Origin of the sequence: Rhodanobacter spathiphylli B39 (genome assembly GCF_000264295.1) — a bacterium.
Lineage (GTDB): Bacteria > Pseudomonadota > Gammaproteobacteria > Xanthomonadales > Rhodanobacteraceae > Rhodanobacter > Rhodanobacter spathiphylli.
Map to the genome: position 1 here is coordinate 1 of NZ_AJXT01000051.1, position 16,321 is coordinate 16,321.

General features: G+C 63.7%; 11 protein-coding genes and 1 tRNA gene. All 12 read right to left on the reverse strand.

Annotation, left to right across the window (positions count from 1 at the left end; genetic code table 11):
* Nucleotides 1-141: 141 nt before the first annotated feature.
* Nucleotides 142-2,271 (reverse strand): elongation factor G, encoded by a 2,130-nt coding sequence (fusA, locus tag UU7_RS16145; protein WP_007810188.1) that lies wholly within the window; start codon nt 2,269-2,271, stop codon nt 142-144.
* Nucleotides 2,272-2,437: 166 nt separating this feature from the next.
* A complete protein-coding gene (rpsG, locus tag UU7_RS16150; protein WP_007514548.1) occupies nt 2,438-2,905 on the reverse strand; it encodes a 30S ribosomal protein S7 in 468 nt (155 codons plus the stop codon).
* Nucleotides 2,906-2,974: 69 nt separating this feature from the next.
* Entirely contained in the window at nt 2,975-3,349 is a 375-nt protein-coding gene (rpsL, locus tag UU7_RS16155) for a 30S ribosomal protein S12 (protein ID WP_007810190.1), read from the reverse strand.
* A 177-nt stretch (nt 3,350-3,526) separates the two neighbouring features.
* Entirely contained in the window at nt 3,527-7,741 is a 4,215-nt protein-coding gene (rpoC, locus tag UU7_RS16160) for a DNA-directed RNA polymerase subunit beta' (protein ID WP_007810193.1), read from the reverse strand.
* 130 nt (nt 7,742-7,871) lie between these two features.
* Entirely contained in the window at nt 7,872-12,035 is a 4,164-nt protein-coding gene (rpoB, locus tag UU7_RS16165; RefSeq protein WP_193385092.1) for a DNA-directed RNA polymerase subunit beta, read from the reverse strand.
* Between the two features lie 259 nt (nt 12,036-12,294).
* Nucleotides 12,295-12,663, reverse strand: a complete 369-nt coding sequence (gene rplL, locus UU7_RS16170; protein WP_007810198.1) for a 50S ribosomal protein L7/L12 — start codon at nt 12,661-12,663, stop codon at nt 12,295-12,297.
* A 44-nt stretch (nt 12,664-12,707) separates the two neighbouring features.
* On the reverse strand, nt 12,708-13,241 hold the full coding sequence (gene rplJ, locus UU7_RS16175) for a 50S ribosomal protein L10 (RefSeq protein ID WP_007810200.1): 534 nt from the start codon (nt 13,239-13,241) through the stop codon (nt 12,708-12,710).
* Nucleotides 13,242-13,590: 349 nt separating this feature from the next.
* Complete coding sequence (gene rplA, locus UU7_RS16180) at nt 13,591-14,298, reverse strand: 50S ribosomal protein L1 (RefSeq protein ID WP_007810201.1); 708 nt, start codon at nt 14,296-14,298, stop codon at nt 13,591-13,593.
* 3 nt (nt 14,299-14,301) lie between these two features.
* Nucleotides 14,302-14,730, reverse strand: coding sequence for a 50S ribosomal protein L11 (gene rplK, locus UU7_RS16185; RefSeq protein WP_007810203.1), 429 nt, complete (start codon nt 14,728-14,730; stop codon nt 14,302-14,304).
* Between the two features lie 310 nt (nt 14,731-15,040).
* A complete protein-coding gene (gene nusG / locus UU7_RS16190) occupies nt 15,041-15,601 on the reverse strand; it encodes a transcription termination/antitermination protein NusG (RefSeq protein ID WP_007810205.1) in 561 nt (186 codons plus the stop codon).
* A gap of 13 nt (nt 15,602-15,614) precedes the next feature.
* Nucleotides 15,615-16,004 carry a preprotein translocase subunit SecE gene (gene secE, locus UU7_RS16195; protein ID WP_040673612.1) on the reverse strand — a complete coding sequence of 130 codons (390 nt, stop codon included), beginning with the start codon at nt 16,002-16,004 and terminating at the stop codon, nt 15,615-15,617.
* Nucleotides 16,005-16,085: 81 nt separating this feature from the next.
* A tRNA-Trp gene (locus UU7_RS16200) sits at nt 16,086-16,161 on the reverse strand.
* Nucleotides 16,162-16,321: the final 160 nt, after the last annotated feature.

Below are 16,321 nucleotides of genomic sequence, written 5' to 3' on the forward strand. Positions count from 1 at the left end.
TTCGAATTTACCCTTTGCCATGACTCAAACCTCTGAGATAACTTGAATTTGATAATGCGTCCACGAAGGGGCGCCGTTGGAGGCTACGACACGGGTGCCGCGCCTTGATCCCTGCTAACGCGATCTGGAAGATCGCACGGCTTACGCCTTCTTCATCACCTGCTCGGCGACGTTGGTCGGCGCCTCGGCGTAGTGATCGAATTCCATGGTGAAGGTGGCACGGCCCTGCGTCAGCGAACGAATCGTGGTCGCGTAACCGAACATTTCACCCAGCGGCACTTCGGCGTTGATGGTCTTGCCCGACGGCGTGTCTTCCTGACCGGTGAGCATGCCGCGACGCTTGCTGATGTCGCCCATCACGTCGCCCATGTAGTCCTCCGGGGTGACGATCTCGACCTTCATGATCGGCTCGAGCAGCACCGGGCTGGCCTTGTTGAAGCCCTGCTTGAACGCCATCGACGCAGCGAGCTTGAACGCCATTTCCGACGAGTCGACGTCATGGTAGGAACCGAAGACCAGCTTGGCCTTCACATTCACCACCGGGAAGCCGGCCAGCGGACCGCTGGTGATCGTCTCGCGCAGACCCTTTTCGACCGACGGGATGAATTCCTTCGGAATCACGCCACCGGTGATGTCGTTGATGAACAGGAAGTCGTCCTTGATCAGCGCGGCGATCTTCTCGTCTGCACGATCCGCTTCGCTGATCGGTGACATCTCGATCACGACGTGACCGTACTGGCCCTTGCCGCCCGACTGCTTGGCGTGCTTGTAGTCCGACTTCACGTCCGCCAGGCGGATCGTTTCGCGGTAGGCCACCTGCGGCTTGCCGACGTTCGCCTCGACGTTGAACTCGCGGCGCATGCGGTCGACCAAGATGTCCAGGTGCAGCTCGCCCATGCCGGAGATGATGGTCTGGCCCGATTCCTCGTCGGTACGCACGCGGAACGACGGATCCTCCGCGGCCAGACGGCCGAGGGCGATGCCCATCTTTTCCTGGTCCGACTTGGTCTTCGGCTCGACCGCCATCGAGATCACCGGCTCCGGGAACGACATCCGCTCCAGGGTGATGATGTGTTCCTGCGAGCACAGCGTGTCACCGGTCGTCACGTCCTTCAGGCCAACCGCGGCGGCGATGTCGCCAGCACACACTTCCTTCAGCTCGTGACGCTCGTTGGCGTGCATCTGCAGGATGCGGCCCACGCGTTCCTTCTTGCTCTTGACCGGGTTGTACACGGCATCGCCGGAGTTCAACGTGCCCGAATAGACACGGAAGAAGGTCAGCGAACCCACGAACGGGTCGGTCATGATCTTGAATGCCAGCGCGGAGAACGGCGCCTTGTCGTCCGCGGGACGGCTGGCCTCGTTGTCGTCCTCGTCGATGCCGGCCACCGGCGGGCGGTCGGCGGGCGACGGCAGCAGCTGCACCACTGCGTCGAGCATCGCCTGGACGCCCTTGTTCTTGAACGCGGTACCGCAGAACACCGGGATGATCTCGTTGGCCAGCGTGCGCTGACGCAGACCGGCGATGACTTCGGCCTCGGACAGGTCGCCGCCTTCCAGGTACTTGTTCATCAGCTCTTCGGTGGCTTCGGCCGCCGACTCGACCATGAACGCATGCGCTTCGGTGGCGGCGTCGACCAGATCCGCCGGGATGTCGCGGTACTCGAACTTCATGCCCTGGGATTCCATGTCCCAGATGATCGCCTTCATCTTCAGCAGGTCGACCACGCCCTCGAAACCGTCTTCGGCGCCGATCGGCACCTGCATCGGCACCGGGTGCGCACCCAGGCGGGCCTTCAGCTGGCTGACGACCTTGTCGAAGTTGGCACCGGTGCGGTCCATCTTGTTGACGAACGCAAGCCGCGGCACCCGGTACTTGTTGGCCTGGCGCCACACCGTCTCGGACTGCGGCTGCACGCCACCGACCGCACACAGCACGAACACCGCGCCGTCGAGCACGCGCAGCGAGCGCTCCACCTCGATGGTGAAGTCGACGTGTCCCGGGGTGTCGATGATGTTGAAGCGGTGCTGCTCCATGGAGCCGTCCATGCCCTTCCAGAACGCCGTCGTTGCCGCCGACGTAATGGTGATGCCACGCTCCTGCTCCTGCTCCATCCAGTCCATCGTGGCCGCACCGTCGTGCACCTCGCCAATCTTGTGACTGACACCGGTGTAGAACAGGATGCGCTCGGTCGTGGTGGTCTTGCCGGCGTCGATGTGCGCCATGATGCCGAAGTTGCGATAGCGCGCGAGGGGAGTGGTACGTGCCATGGATATCTACCTGTATCGGGCGATCCTGCCCAGGATTCACGCAGCCATCCGGCTGCAGCTTTTATGAAAAGTCCGGCATGGGCGCCGGATCCTTTTGCCGCCATCGGCGAGGCACAGAGCCATCAGCCAACTCGTGCCGCCGATGAAGGCGGCACGGAAAACGCACTTACCAGCGGTAGTGCGAGAAGGCCTTGTTGGCCTCGGCCATGCGGTGCGTTTCTTCACGCTTCTTGGCAGCGCCGCCGCGGCTCTCGGAGGCTTCCAGCAGCTCGGCAGCCAGCTTGCGCGGCATCGAGGTCTCGCCGCGCTTGCGCGCCGCATCGATGACCCAGCGCATGGCCAGCGCCATGCGGCGACCCGGACGCACCTCGACCGGCACCTGATAGGTGGCGCCGCCGACACGACGGGACTTCACTTCGACCGCCGGAGCGATGTTGTTCAGCGCCTTCTCGACCAGAGCCACCGGCTCGGCGTTCTTTTCGCCAATGTGCTGCAGGGCACCGTAGACGATGCTCTCGGCGACCGACTTCTTACCGCTCTTCATCACCATGTTGATGAAGCGGGCGATCAGCTGGCTGCCATGCTTGGGATCCGGCAGAACCAGACGGGCGGGATGTGAACCTTTACGCGACATGTTTGTTGTCCGTTATTTTCGCGGACATTCCTGCCCGCCTGTAAAGCGGCCAGCGAGGGCCGCGCGACATTACTTCTTCGGGCGCTTGGCGCCGTACTTCGAGCGCGACTGACGACGCTTGGTGACACCAGCGCAGTCCAGGCTGCCACGCACCGTGTGGTAACGCACACCGGGCAGGTCCTTGACGCGACCGCCGCGGATCAGCACCACCGAGTGCTCCTGCAGGTTGTGACCTTCGCCACCGATGTAGCTGATGACCTCGAAACCGTTGGTCAGGCGCACCTTGGCAACCTTGCGCAACGCCGAGTTCGGCTTTTTCGGGGTGGTCGTGTAGACGCGGGTGCAGACACCACGACGCTGCGGGCTGCTCTGCAGGGCCGGCGACCCGCTCTTGTAGGTCTTGGGGCTGCGCGATTTGCGCACCAACTGATTGACTGTCGTCATGCGTAGCTGTTCCTGAAAACATAAAGGCAGCCCGATCAAGCTCGGTCTGCCAAGAAGCGGGAATTTAACATGAGCAGCTTGCCATAGGCAAGCCAACGCTCAGTCGTCCTGGACCCGAACACGAGGTGCGTCCATGCACCTCATTTCGTATGTCAGCGAGCAACGCCCCCGAGGGACTTACTCGACACCGTTTTCACTACCGACCGGAGCCTCGGCGAACGAAGCTGCAGGCGTGGCGCTGGAGAGAGTTTCCAGATCCGAGGCGGACAAACCGCCCTGGCGACGACGCGATGCGTGGTACGCCAAGCCTGTACCTGCCGGAATTAGACGGCCGACAATAACATTTTCCTTCAGGCCACGCAAGGTATCGCGTGTGCCACGAACCGCCGCCTCGGTGAGGACGCGGGTGGTTTCCTGGAACGAGGCCGCCGAGATGAACGACTCGGTCGCCAGCGAGGCCTTGGTGATGCCCAGCAGGATCGACTGATACTGCGCCGGGCGCTCGCCCTTGCTTTCGGCACGATCGTTTTCGCCATTGATCCGCACGCGCTCGATCTGCTCGCCGCGCAGGTAGTGACTGTCACCCGGCTCGACGATCTCGACCTTGCGCAGCATCTGGCGAATGATCGCTTCGATGTGCTTGTCGTTGATCTTCACGCCCTGCAGGCGGTACACGTCCTGGATTTCCTTGACCAGGTACGAGGCCAGCGGCTCCACGCCCAGCAGGCGCAGGATGTCATGCGGGCTCGGCTCGCCGTCGACGACGGTTTCGCCCTTCTCCACATGCTCGCCTTCGAACACGATGACCTGGCGCCACTTCGGAATCAGCTCTTCGTGCTCATTGCCGTCGACGTCCTTGATCACCAGGCGCTGCTTGCCCTTGGTGTCCTTGCCGAAGCTGATGATGCCCGAGCGCTCGGCCAGGATCGCCGGTTCCTTCGGCTTGCGTGCCTCGAACAGGTCGGCCACGCGGGGCAGACCACCGGTGATGTCGCGGGTCTTCGACGATTCCTGCGGGATACGGGCCACCACGTCGCCCACGCCCACTTCGGCACCGTTCTGGATCGACACGATCGCACCGGCCGGCAGGAAGTACTGCGCGGCGATGTCGGTGCCCGGCAGCTTCAGCTCGCGACCCTTGGCATCTTCCAGGCGCACGATCGGACGCAGGTCCTTCGCCTGCGCGCCGCGGCGCTTCGGATCGGTGACCACCGCCGACTCCAGGCCGGTGAGTTCATCGGTCTGGCTCTGCACGGTGACGCCATCGAGGAAGTCGATGAAGCGCACCACGCCGGCCACCTCGGTGACGATCGGATGGGTATGCGGGTCCCAGTTGGCCACGGTCTGGCCAGGCTTGACCGCCGCACCGTCCTTGACCGCGATGGTGGCGCCGTACGGCACCTTGTAGCGCTCGCGCTCGCGACCGCTGGCGTCGATCACGCTCAGTTCGCCCGAACGCGACACCGCGACCAGGTGGCCGGCCTTGTGCTGCACCGACTTCAGGTTGTTGTACTTCAGCGAGCCGGTGGTCTTCACCGTCACGTTGTCCACCGCCGCCGCACGCGAAGCCGCGCCGCCGATGTGGAACGTACGCATGGTCAGCTGGGTGCCGGGCTCGCCGATCGACTGCGCGGCCACCACACCCACGGCTTCACCCATGTTGACCAGATGGCCACGGGCCAGATCGCGGCCGTAGCACAGCTTGCACACGCCATGCTCGGCTTCGCAGGTGATCGGCGAACGCACCTTGATCAGCTGTACGCCGGCCTTGTCGAGCTTCTCGACCAGGGCCTCGTTGAGCAGGGTGTCGCGGGTGACGATCGGCTGGTCGTCGTCGCCGGGGGCGTAGACGTCCTCGACCACCACGCGACCCAGCACGCGCTCGCGCAACGGCTCGACCACATCGCCGCCTTCGACGATCGGCTGCATGAGGATGCCGTCCTCGGTGCCGCAGTCATCCATGGTGATGACCACGTCCTGCGCCACGTCGACCAGGCGACGGGTCAGGTAACCGGAGTTCGCCGTCTTCAACGCGGTATCCGCCAGGCCCTTTCGAGCGCCGTGGGTCGAGTTGAAGTACTGCAGCACGTTCAGGCCTTCGCGGAAGTTGGCCTTGATCGGGGTCTCGATGATCGAGCCATCCGGACGGGCCATCAGGCCGCGCATGCCGGCCAGCTGGCGAATCTGCGCCACCGAGCCACGGGCGCCGGAGTCGGCCATGATGTACAGCGAGTTCATCGACTTCTGGTTGACCATCTTGCCGTCGGCATCCTTCACCTTCTCGGTGCCGATGCCGTCGATCATCGCCTTGGCGACCAGTTCGCTGGTGCGCGACCAGATGTCGACCACCTTGTTGTAGCGCTCGCCGGCGGTGACCAGACCCGACTGGTACTGCTGCTGGATCTCGACGACTTCCTTCTCGGCTTCTTCCAGGATCGGCTTCTTCTCGTCCGGGATCAGCATGTCGTCGATGCCGATCGAGATGCCCGACCGGGTCGCGTAGCGATAGCCGGCGTACATCAGCTGATCGGCGAACACGACCGTGTCCTTCAGGCCCAGCAGACGGTAGCTGGAGTTGATCAGGCGCGAGATGTTCTTCTTGGTCAGCTCGGTGTTGGCCAGCTCGAACGGCAGACCCTCGGGCATGATTTCGGCCAGCAGGGCACGACCCACCGTCGTGTCGACGATCCGGGTCTGCTGCGTGCGGGTGCCGTCTTCGGCGATGTGCACCAGCTTCATGCGCACCTTGACCTTGGCGTGCAATTCCACTGCGCGGTTGTCGTATGCACGACGTGCCTCACCGATGCCGGAGAACACCATGCCGGTGCCCTTGGCGTTGATGAGCTCGCGGGTCAGGTAATACAGACCCAGCACCACGTCCTGCGTCGGCACGATGATCGGCTCGCCGTTGGCTGGCGACAGGATGTTGTTGGTCGACATCATCAAGGTGCGCGCTTCCAGCTGCGCCTCGATCGACAGCGGCACATGGACGGCCATCTGGTCGCCGTCGAAGTCGGCGTTGAACGCGGTACACACCAGCGGATGCAGCTGGATCGCCTTGCCTTCGATCAGCTTCGGCTCGAACGCCTGGATGCCGAGGCGATGCAGGGTCGGCGCGCGGTTCAGCATGACCGGATGTTCGCGGATCACCTCTTCGAGGATGTCCCAGACCTGCGCTTCCTCGCGCTCCACCAGCTTCTTGGCCGCCTTGATGGTGGTGGCTTCGCCACGCGCCTGCAGCTTGGCGAAGATGAACGGCTTGAACAGCTCAAGCGCCATCTTCTTGGGCAGACCGCACTGGTGCAGGCGCAGGGTCGGACCGACCACGATCACCGAGCGGCCGGAGTAGTCCACGCGCTTGCCGAGCAGGTTCTGGCGGAAGCGGCCCTGCTTGCCCTTGATCATGTCGGCCAGCGACTTCAGCGCACGCTTGTTGGTGCCGGTGATGGCACGGCCGCGGCGGCCGTTGTCGAGCAGCGCATCGACCGATTCCTGCAGCATGCGCTTCTCGTTGCGCACGATGATGTCAGGCGCGTTGAGCTCGAGCAGCCGCTTGAGGCGGTTGTTGCGGTTGATCACGCGGCGATACAGGTCGTTCAGGTCGGAGGTGGCGAAACGGCCACCATCCAGCGGCACCAGCGGACGCAGGTCCGGCGGCAGCACGGGCAGCACGGTCAGCACCATCCACTCCGGCTTGTTGCCGGATTCCAGGAACGCCTCGATCAGCTTGACGCGCTTGGTGAGGCGCTTCAGCTTGGTCTCGGAATTGGTGGAGGTGATCTCTTCCTTCAGGCGGATGACCTCGCCCGGCAGGTCCAGCGACTTCAGCAGGTGGAAGACGGCCTCGGCGCCCATGCGGGCGTCGAATTCGTCGCCATGCTCTTCGGTCGCCTCGAGGTACTGGTCTTCGCTGAGCAGCTGGCCGCGCTCGAGCGCGGTCATGCCTGCATCGATCACCACGAAGGCCTCGAAGTACAGGATGCGCTCGATGTCGCGCAGGGTCATGTCCAGCATCAGGCCGATGCGCGAGGGCAGCGACTTCAGGAACCAGATGTGCGCGGTCGGGCTGGCCAGCTCGATGTGGCCCATGCGCTCGCGGCGCACCTTGGCCAGCGTCACTTCGGTGCCGCACTTCTCGCAGACCACGCCACGATGCTTCATGCGCTTGTACTTGCCGCACAGGCACTCGTAGTCCTTCACCGGACCGAAGATGGCAGCGCAGAACAGGCCGTCACGCTCGGGCTTGAACGTGCGGTAGTTGATGGTTTCCGGCTTCTTCACTTCGCCGTACGACCACGAGCGGATCAGCTCCGGCGACGCGAGCGCGATCTTGATCGCGTCGAAGTCGGGCGTCGCGCGCTGCTGGTTGAAGAGGTTGAGCAAGTCTTTCATTTGAATCTCCGGTCGGAGCTTGTCTTGGGTCGAGGTCCGCGATTCGAACAGGATCAGGTTCGCCGGATCCGGGACCGGGAGCCGGGTCTGCTTTCGCAAATCCCGTGTCCCGATGCCCGAATCCCGCCAGTCACTTGACCTCTTCCAGATCGATGTTGATGGCGAGCGAGCGGATTTCCTTCACCAGCACGTTGAAGGACTCCGGCATGCCCGCGGACATCTCGTGGTTGCCGTCGACGATGTTCTTGTACATCTGGTTGCGGCCCTGCACGTCGTCGGATTTCACCGTCAGCATTTCCTGCAGGGTGTAAGCCGCGCCGTAGGCTTCCAGCGCCCAGACTTCCATTTCGCCGAAGCGCTGGCCACCAAACTGCGCCTTGCCGCCCAGCGGCTGCTGGGTGACCAGCGAGTACGGACCGGTGGAGCGCGCATGCATCTTGTCGTCAACCAGGTGGTTGAGCTTCAGGTAGTGCATGTAGCCCACGGTGACCGGGCGATCGAACGCCTCGCCGGTGCGGCCGTCGTACAGCGTGGTCTGGCCCGACTCGGGCAGATCCGCCAGCTTCAGCATCGCCTTGATCTCGGTCTCTTCGGCACCGTCGAACACCGGCGTCGCCATCGGCACACCCACCTGCAGGTTGGTGGCGAGCGTGAAGATCTCCTTGTCGGTGAGCGACTTCAGGTCGACGTGCTGCACGGCACCGGCCACGTGGGTGTTGTAGATCTGGTCGAGGAACTCGCGGATCTTGGCGACCTTCTCCTGCGCCTCGAGCATCTTCTGGATCTTCTTGCCCAGGCCCTTGGCAGCCCAGCCCAGATGCACTTCCAGAATCTGCCCGATGTTCATGCGCGACGGCACGCCCAGCGGGTTCAGCACGATGTCGACCGGCACGCCGTCGGCGGAGTACGGCATGTCTTCCACCGGCACCACGTTCGACACCACGCCCTTGTTGCCGTGGCGACCGGCCATCTTGTCGCCCGGCTGGATGCGGCGCTTCACGGCCAGGAACACCTTGACCATCTTCAGCACGCCCGGCGCGAGGTCGTCGCCCTGGGTGATCTTGCCCTGCTTCTCCTTGAAGCGCTTGTCGAACTCTTCCCGGTGGCGCTTGATCTGGTCGGCCGCACGCTCGAGGAACTCGGTGACGTCCTCGTCCTTGACGTTGATCTTGAACCAGTCGTCCTTCTTCAGGCCGTCCAGGTAGGCGTCGGTGATCTCGGTGCCACGCTTCAGGCCACCCGGGCCGCTCATCGCGGACTTGCCGAGCAACTGGGTGCGCATGCGGCTGTAGATCGCGCCTTCGAGGATGCGGAACTGGTCATCCAGATCCTTGCGGATCCGCTTGACCTCGGTCTCCTCGATCTGGCGGGCGCGCTTGTCCTTCTCGATGCCGTCGCGGGTGAACACCTGCACGTCGATGACGGTGCCGTCCATGCCCGGCGGCACGCGCAACGAGCTGTCCTTCACGTCGGACGCCTTCTCGCCGAAAATCGCGCGCAGCAGCTTCTCTTCCGGGGTCAGCTGGCTTTCGCCCTTCGGCGTGACCTTGCCGACCATGATGTCACCGGCCTTGACCTCGGCACCGATGTACACGATGCCGCTCTCGTCCAGGCGCGCCAGCGCCTGCTCGCCCACGTTCGGGATGTCGGCGGTGATTTCCTCGGCGCCCAGCTTGGTGTCACGCGCGATGCACGACAGCTCCTCGATGTGGATCGAGGTGTAGCGGTCTTCCTGCACGACGCGCTCGGACAGCAGGATCGAGTCTTCGAAGTTGTAGCCGTTCCAGGGCATGAAGGCGATCAGCATGTTCTGGCCGAGCGCGAGCTCGCCCAGGTCGGTCGACGAACCGTCGGCCAGCGTGTCGCCCTTCGCCACCACGTCACCCACGTTCACCAGCGGACGCTGGTTCAGGTTGGTGTTCTGGTTGGAACGGGTGTACTTGGTCAGCGTGTAGATGTCGACGCCGGCGTCGTTGTCGCCGACCTCTTCCTCGTTGACGCGCACCACGATACGGGCCGCATCGACCTGGTCGATCACGCCGCCGCGCTTGGCGGAGACGATGACGCCCGAGTCACGTGCCACGGCGCGCTCGATGCCGGTACCCACCAGCGGGGTCTGCGAACGCAGGGTCGGCACGGCCTGGCGCTGCATGTTCGCGCCCATCAGCGCGCGGTTCGCGTCATCGTGCTCCAGGAACGGCACCAGCGCCGCGGCGACCGACACGGTCTGCATCGGCGAGACGTCCATGTAGTCGACTTCAGCGGCCGGACGCAGCTCGGATTCGCCACGGAAACGGCAGGACACGAAGTCCTCGATGAAGGCGCCGTGCTTGTCCAGCGGCGAGTTCGCCTGGGCGATCACGTGATCGCCTTCCTCGATCGCCGACAGGTAGTCGACCTTGTCGGTCACCTTGCCACCCGCGACCTTGCGGTACGGCGTCTCTAGGAAGCCATACGAGTTGGTGCGGGCGTACACGGCCAGCGAGTTGATCAGGCCGATGTTCGGGCCTTCCGGCGTTTCGATGGTGCAGACGCGGCCGTAATGGGTCGGATGCACGTCGCGCACTTCGAAGCCGGCGCGTTCGCGGGTCAGGCCGCCCGGTCCAAGGGCCGACACGCGGCGCTTGTGGGTGACTTCCGACAGCGGGTTGTTCTGGTCCATGAACTGGGACAGCTGCGAGGAGCCGAAGAACTCCTTCACCGCGGCCGCCACCGGCTTGGCGTTGATCAGGTCCTGCGGGGTCAGGCCATCGGCCTCGGCCAGCGACAGGCGCTCGCGCACCGCACGCTCCACACGGACCAGGCCGATGCGGAAGGTGTTCTCGGCCATTTCGCCGACCGAACGCACGCGGCGGTTGCCCAGGTGGTCGATGTCGTCGACGGTGCCATGACCGTTCTTGATGTCGATCAGCACCTTCAGCACGTCGAGGATGTCGGAACTCTCGCCCTGCTCGGCGACCAGGCGCTGCGACTCGTCTTCCTTGCGCTCGCTGAAGTACTTGTGGTCGTACAGCACGCCCGGGCCGAGGATGTCCTTGCGGCCGACGCGACGGTTGAACTTCATCCGGCCCACGGCCGACAGGTCGTAGCGATCGAAGGTGAAGAACAGGTTGAAGAACAGGTTCTGCGCGGCATCCTTGGTCGGCGGCTCGCCCGGACGCATCATGCGGTAGATTTCCACCAGCGCCTCCAGCGGCGTCTTGGTGTTGTCGATGCGCAGGGTGTGCGAGATGTAGGCGCCGCGGTCCAGGTCGTTGACGTACAGCGTCGGCACGGTCTCGATGCCGGCCTTGCGGAACGCCTCCATCTGCTCGGCAGTGATCTCGTCGTTGGCCGAGGCCAGCAGTTCGCCGGTCTTGCTGTCGACGATGTCGGTGGCCACGATGCGGCCGACCGGGTAGTCATCCGGCACTTCCAGCGCGGTGATGTTTTCCGCGGCCAGCTGACGCACGTGACGCGCGGTGATGCGCTTGCCGGCTTCCACCAGCACCTTGCCGCCGATCGCCAGATCGAAGGAGAGCGTCTCGCCGCGCAGGCGCTCGGCAACCAGCTCCAGCGTGGTGCCGCCCTTCTTGCCCAGGTGGAACACGTTGTGCTCGAAGAACGTGGCGAGCATTTCTTCGTTGTTGTAGCCGAGCGCGCGCAGCAGCACCGTCACCGGCAGCTTGCGGCGACGGTCGATGCGGGTGAACAGCGCGTCCTTCGGATCGAACTCGAAGTCCAGCCACGAACCACGGTAGGGGATCACGCGGGCGGAGAACAGCAGCTTGCCCGAGCTGTGCGTCTTGCCGCGGTCGTGGTCGAAGAACACGCCCGGCGAACGATGCAGCTGCGAGACGATCACGCGCTCGGTGCCGTTGATGATGAAGGTGCCGGTGTCGGTCATGAGCGGAATCTCGCCCATGTAGACCTCCTGCTCCTTGATGTACTTCACCACCTTCTTCGAGGCCGGGCTGTCCTTGTCATAGATGACCAGGCGCACGGTGGTGCGCAGCGGCGCACCGTAGGTCATGCCGCGGTTGCGGCACTCGCGCTCGTCGAACGCCGGCTCGCCGAGGCGGTAGTCGACATACTCGAGTGCGGCATTGCCCGAATAGCTGGAAATCGGGAACACCGACTTCAACGCGGCATGCAGACCCTTCTCGCCACGCTGCTTCGGCGCAACATGCTCCTGCAGGAACTCCCGATAGGAATCAGTCTGGATGGTCAGCAGGTTTGGCACGCCCAGTACGGGCGGACGCTTGCCAAAGTCCTTGCGGATGCGTTTCTTCTCGGTAAACGAGTAGGCCATGATCGGTAGCGCCTCGGTTCGCAGTGACGCCGGTGGTGCACACACCGGCTGAATGAAAAAATCTGGTCTTTGCCGGATGGCCAAGGCCATCCGGGGTCGGGATTTGGGAATCGAGAATCGGGAATCGTCAAAGCGGAGCGCGCCTTCTTCGACAATTCCCGATTCTCCATTCCCCATTCCCGTTCAAACGGGCAAAGCCCGGGAGCTTTCGCTCCCAGGCTTGCTTTGACATCAAGTCGAAGCAGCGGCGTACAAACGCCGATTACTTCAATTCGACGGTGGCGCCGGCAGCTTCGAGGTCCTTCTTGAACTTCTCGGCGTCTTCCTTGGACACGGCTTCCTTCAGGACGCCGCCGGCCTCGGTGAGGTCCTTGGCTTCCTTCAGGCCCAGGCCGGTGATCGCGCGGACAGCCTTGATCACGTCGACCTTCTTGGCGCCGGCGTTCTTCAGGATCACGTCGAACTCGGTCTGCGCTTCGGCAACCGGAGCAGCAGCAGCCGGGCCGGCCACGGCAACCGGGGCAGCGGCGGTGACGCCAAACTTCTCTTCGATGGCCTTCACCAGGTCCATCACTTCCATCAGCGACTTGGCGGCGACGGCTTCAACGATCTGTTCGTTGGTCAGGGACATTGCATTTACCTCTGGAAATAGATTCGGATTGATAGACGATGAACTTAGGCGGGTTCGGCTTCAGCCGGGGCTTCGGCGGCGACTTCGCCACCACCCTGCTGATCGGCGACGGCCTTGACGACGCGCGCGAACATGGTGGCCGGTTCGGCCAGCACGCGGGCCAGCATGGCCAGCGCCTGTTCGCGGGTCGGCAACGCAGCCAGCACGTCGACGTGCGACGCCGGCAGCAGCTTGCCTTCCACCGAGACGAGCTTCGCCTTCAGCTTGTCGTTGCCCTTGGCAAATTCCTGGATCAGACGCCCGGCAGCGCCGGGTTCTTCGGTCGAGAATGCGTACAGCAGCGGACCGACCAGGACGTCCTTGACGACCTCGAATTCGGTACCGGCCACGGCGCGCGACGCCAGCGTGTTCTTGACAACTCGCAAGTACACACCGGATTCGCGGGCCTTCTTGCGCATCGCGGTCATCTGAGCGACCGTGGTGCCCGCATACTCGGCAGCGACCAGGGAGTGAGCCTTCGAAGCAACGTCTGCCAGTTCGGCGACTACTTCTTTCTTCTGTGACAGATTGAGAGCCATTGCACTCCTCCAAATGAACTCCGCTCACGGCTCCTGCCGCTTGCGGTCCTGGGCGACGCCATCCGTGACGTCGGGGACATTGCGGTGTCCCGGGTGTTGGCCTTTCCAGAAGTCGAACGATTCCAGAAGGGGCAGCACCATCTGCGCAGGCCGGATTCGCAAGAACCCGATTAAGCAACCCCGTTGGCGACGCCGGCGATTCCCTGCCGTCACCGAGCTCCCTGCCCGTCGTCGTCGCGCGCTGGTTGCGCCTGCGGTCTTTGACAGCGGTCCCGCCCCATGCAGCAGGCCGGAACTGCCCTCAAAAACTGCCCGCGCCGCCCGAATCGGGCGCCGCGGGACTTGAGTCTTACTTGGCGGACAGGGTCAGCGACGAGGTATCGACGGCAACGCCGACGCCCATCGTGCTGGACAAGGCCACTTTCTGCAGGAACACGCCCTTGGCGGTGGACGGCTTGGCCTTGACCACGTCGCCGATCAGCGTGTTCAGATTCTCCGCCAGCTGTGCCGGATCGAAGCTGGCCTTGCCGATGGTGGCGTGGATGATGCCCGCCTTGTCGTTGCGGAACTTCACCTGGCCGGCCTTGGCATTGGTCACCGCGGTGGCGACGTCGGCAGTGACCGAGCCGTCCTTCGGGTTCGGCATCAGGCCGCGCGGGCCGAGCAACTGGCCCAGCTTGCCGACCACGCGCATCGCGTCCGGCGTGGCGATCACGCGACCGAAGTCGAGATCACCGGCCTGCATGCGCTCGGCCAGGTCGTCCATGCCGACGGCGTCGGCACCGGCGGCCTTGGCGGCCTCGGCCTTCTCGCCCGGCGGGCAGAACACGGCAACCTTGACGGTCTTGCCGGTGCCATGCGGCAGCAGCGAGGAACCACGCACGCCCTGGTCCGACTTCTTCGCGTCGATGCCCAGGCGTACGGCCACGTCCACCGACTCGGCGAACTTCGCCTTGGCGTTGTCCTTGATGATCTTCAGTGCTTCTTCCAGGCCGTAGAACTTGCCCGGCTGCACCGCGGCCTTGGCCGCCTTCATGCGCTTCGTGAGCTTTGCCATGTCTTAACCCTCCACCACAAGGCCCATGCTGCGGGCGCTACCGGCAATGGTGCGCACCGCGGCGTCGAGATCGGCAGCCGTCAGATCCGGCTCCTTCTGCTTTGCCACGTCTTCCAGCTGCTTGCGGGTGACCTTGCCCACCTTGTCGGTGTTCGGCTTGGACGAACCCTTCGCGGTGCTGGTGATCTTCTTCAGAAGAATCGTGGCCGGCGGGGTCTTGGTGATGAAGGTGAAACTGCGGTCGGAATACGCCGTGATGATGCACGGAATCGGCAGACCCGGCTCCAGCTTCTGCGTGGCGGCATTGAAGGCCTTGCAGAATTCCATGATGTTCAGGCCGCGCTGACCGAGAGCGGGACCGACCGGCGGCGAAGGGTTGGCCTGACCGGCCTTGACCTGCAGCTTGATGTAACCGACAACTTTCTTTGCCATGGGATTTTCCTCGCGAGTCCAGGCGCCTTGCGGCTCCTCGCTGTTCACCGATCCGTGGATGGAAGGAAGATCCGCCTCTTGCGGATCCGAAAACGCGGACACGCCGGGCCAAAAAGACCCCGCGTGAACCGCGCAGTATAGAGATTTAGCGAATCATCAGCAAGCCCCGTGCCAGCGGGGGCATCAGGGCGTGAATCAAGAACGGGTGGATCTGGTCAGGCGGGGGTCCCCCCTCTCCAACTCTCCCCCGCAAGCGGGGGAGAAGGCGAAGGTGCCGCGCGGGAGTCGCCCCATCGGACTTCGCCCGGACTCAGGCTTTCTCGACCTGACCGAATTCCAGTTCTACGGGGGTCGAGCGACCGAAGATCAGCACCGCGACGCGCAGGCGACTCTTCTCGTAGTTGACTTCCTCGACAACGCCGTTGAAATCGTTGAACGGGCCTTCGGTGACACGCACCATCTCGCCCGGCTCGAACAGCACCTTGGGCCTGGGCTTCTCGACGCCTTCACGCACCCGACTGAGGATGGCATCGGCCTCGCTGTCCCGGATCGGCAGCGGACGATCGGCGGTGCCGCCGATGAAGCCCATCACCTTGGGAGTTTCCTTGATCAGGTGCCAGCACTCGTCGTCGATGCGCGGCGACTTGCCCTCGGTGTTCGTCTCGATCTGGACCAGCACGTAGCCGGGAAAGAACTTGCGATCGCTGCGGCGCTTCTGGCCGCCACGCATCTCGATCACTTCCTCGGTCGGCACCAGCACCTCACCGAACCGCTCTTCCATCTCGGCGCGCTTGATGCGCTCCTCGAGCGACCGCTTCACCTGATTTTCGAAGCCCGAATAGGCGTGTACCACATACCAGCGCTTGCTCATGCTCACCTCAGGCTTACAGCTTCAGCAGCCAGTCCAGAATGACCGACTTCAGGATCAGGTCGATCAGACCGAGCAGCAGCGACAGGACGACTACCACCACGATGATGATGCCCGTCGTCTTGATCGTCTCGTCGCGGGTCGGCCAAACGACCTTGCGCATCTCGAACTGCGATTCGGCAATGAAGTTCCGAACCCGCCGCCCCAGAGCGGTAAAAGCCGCGATCGCCATCGCCACGACCAGCGCAGCGAGCACGCCAAGCAGGCGCACCGACGAGGAAATGCTGCCGTCCCGACCAAGCCAGGAATAGGCAAAGATACCGGCAGCCAGCACCAGCACCGCCAGTACCAGCTTGCCGATGTCGGCGGCGTTCGTGCCCTTGGGCTGTTCAACCTTGGTATTCATGCACTGGTGACCGGGTGTCAGCGGCATGCCGTGCCTTGCGGCCGACCCTGCCACCACCATCCGTCTTGATCCTCGGTGAAGTGGCACGCCAGGAGGGACTTGAACCCCCAACCTGCGGTTTTGGAGACCGCTGCTCTGCCAATTGAGCTACTGGCGTAAAAACGGAAACAGGGAATAGAGAATCGGGAATGGTAACCGATCTGGAGCGTGTCGTGCTTCGCTCCAGCGATTCCCGATTCCCGATTCCCTACTCCCGATGTATTACTTGATGACCTTGGCCACCACGCCGGCGCCAACGGTGCGGCCGCCTTCGCGAA

Bases quoted from the DNA above. Each gene is read 5' to 3' on its own strand.
- rpoC (WP_007810193.1), bottom strand. From the start codon at position 7,741: ATGAAAGACTTGCTCAACCTCTTCAACCAGCAGCGCGCGACGCCCGAC.
- fusA (WP_007810188.1), bottom strand. From the start codon at position 2,271: ATGGCACGTACCACTCCCCTCGCGCGCTATCGCAACTTCGGCATCATG.
- rplK (WP_007810203.1), bottom strand. From the start codon at position 14,730: ATGGCAAAGAAAGTTGTCGGTTACATCAAGCTGCAGGTCAAGGCCGGT.
- rpsG (WP_007514548.1), bottom strand. From the start codon at position 2,905: ATGTCGCGTAAAGGTTCACATCCCGCCCGTCTGGTTCTGCCGGATCCC.
- rplL (WP_007810198.1), bottom strand. From the start codon at position 12,663: ATGTCCCTGACCAACGAACAGATCGTTGAAGCCGTCGCCGCCAAGTCG.
- rplA (WP_007810201.1), bottom strand. From the start codon at position 14,298: ATGGCAAAGCTCACGAAGCGCATGAAGGCGGCCAAGGCCGCGGTGCAG.
- rplJ (WP_007810200.1), bottom strand. From the start codon at position 13,241: ATGGCTCTCAATCTGTCACAGAAGAAAGAAGTAGTCGCCGAACTGGCA.
- nusG (WP_007810205.1), bottom strand. From the start codon at position 15,601: ATGAGCAAGCGCTGGTATGTGGTACACGCCTATTCGGGCTTCGAAAAT.
- secE (WP_040673612.1), bottom strand. From the start codon at position 16,004: ATGAATACCAAGGTTGAACAGCCCAAGGGCACGAACGCCGCCGACATC.
- rpsL (WP_007810190.1), bottom strand. From the start codon at position 3,349: ATGACGACAGTCAATCAGTTGGTGCGCAAATCGCGCAGCCCCAAGACC.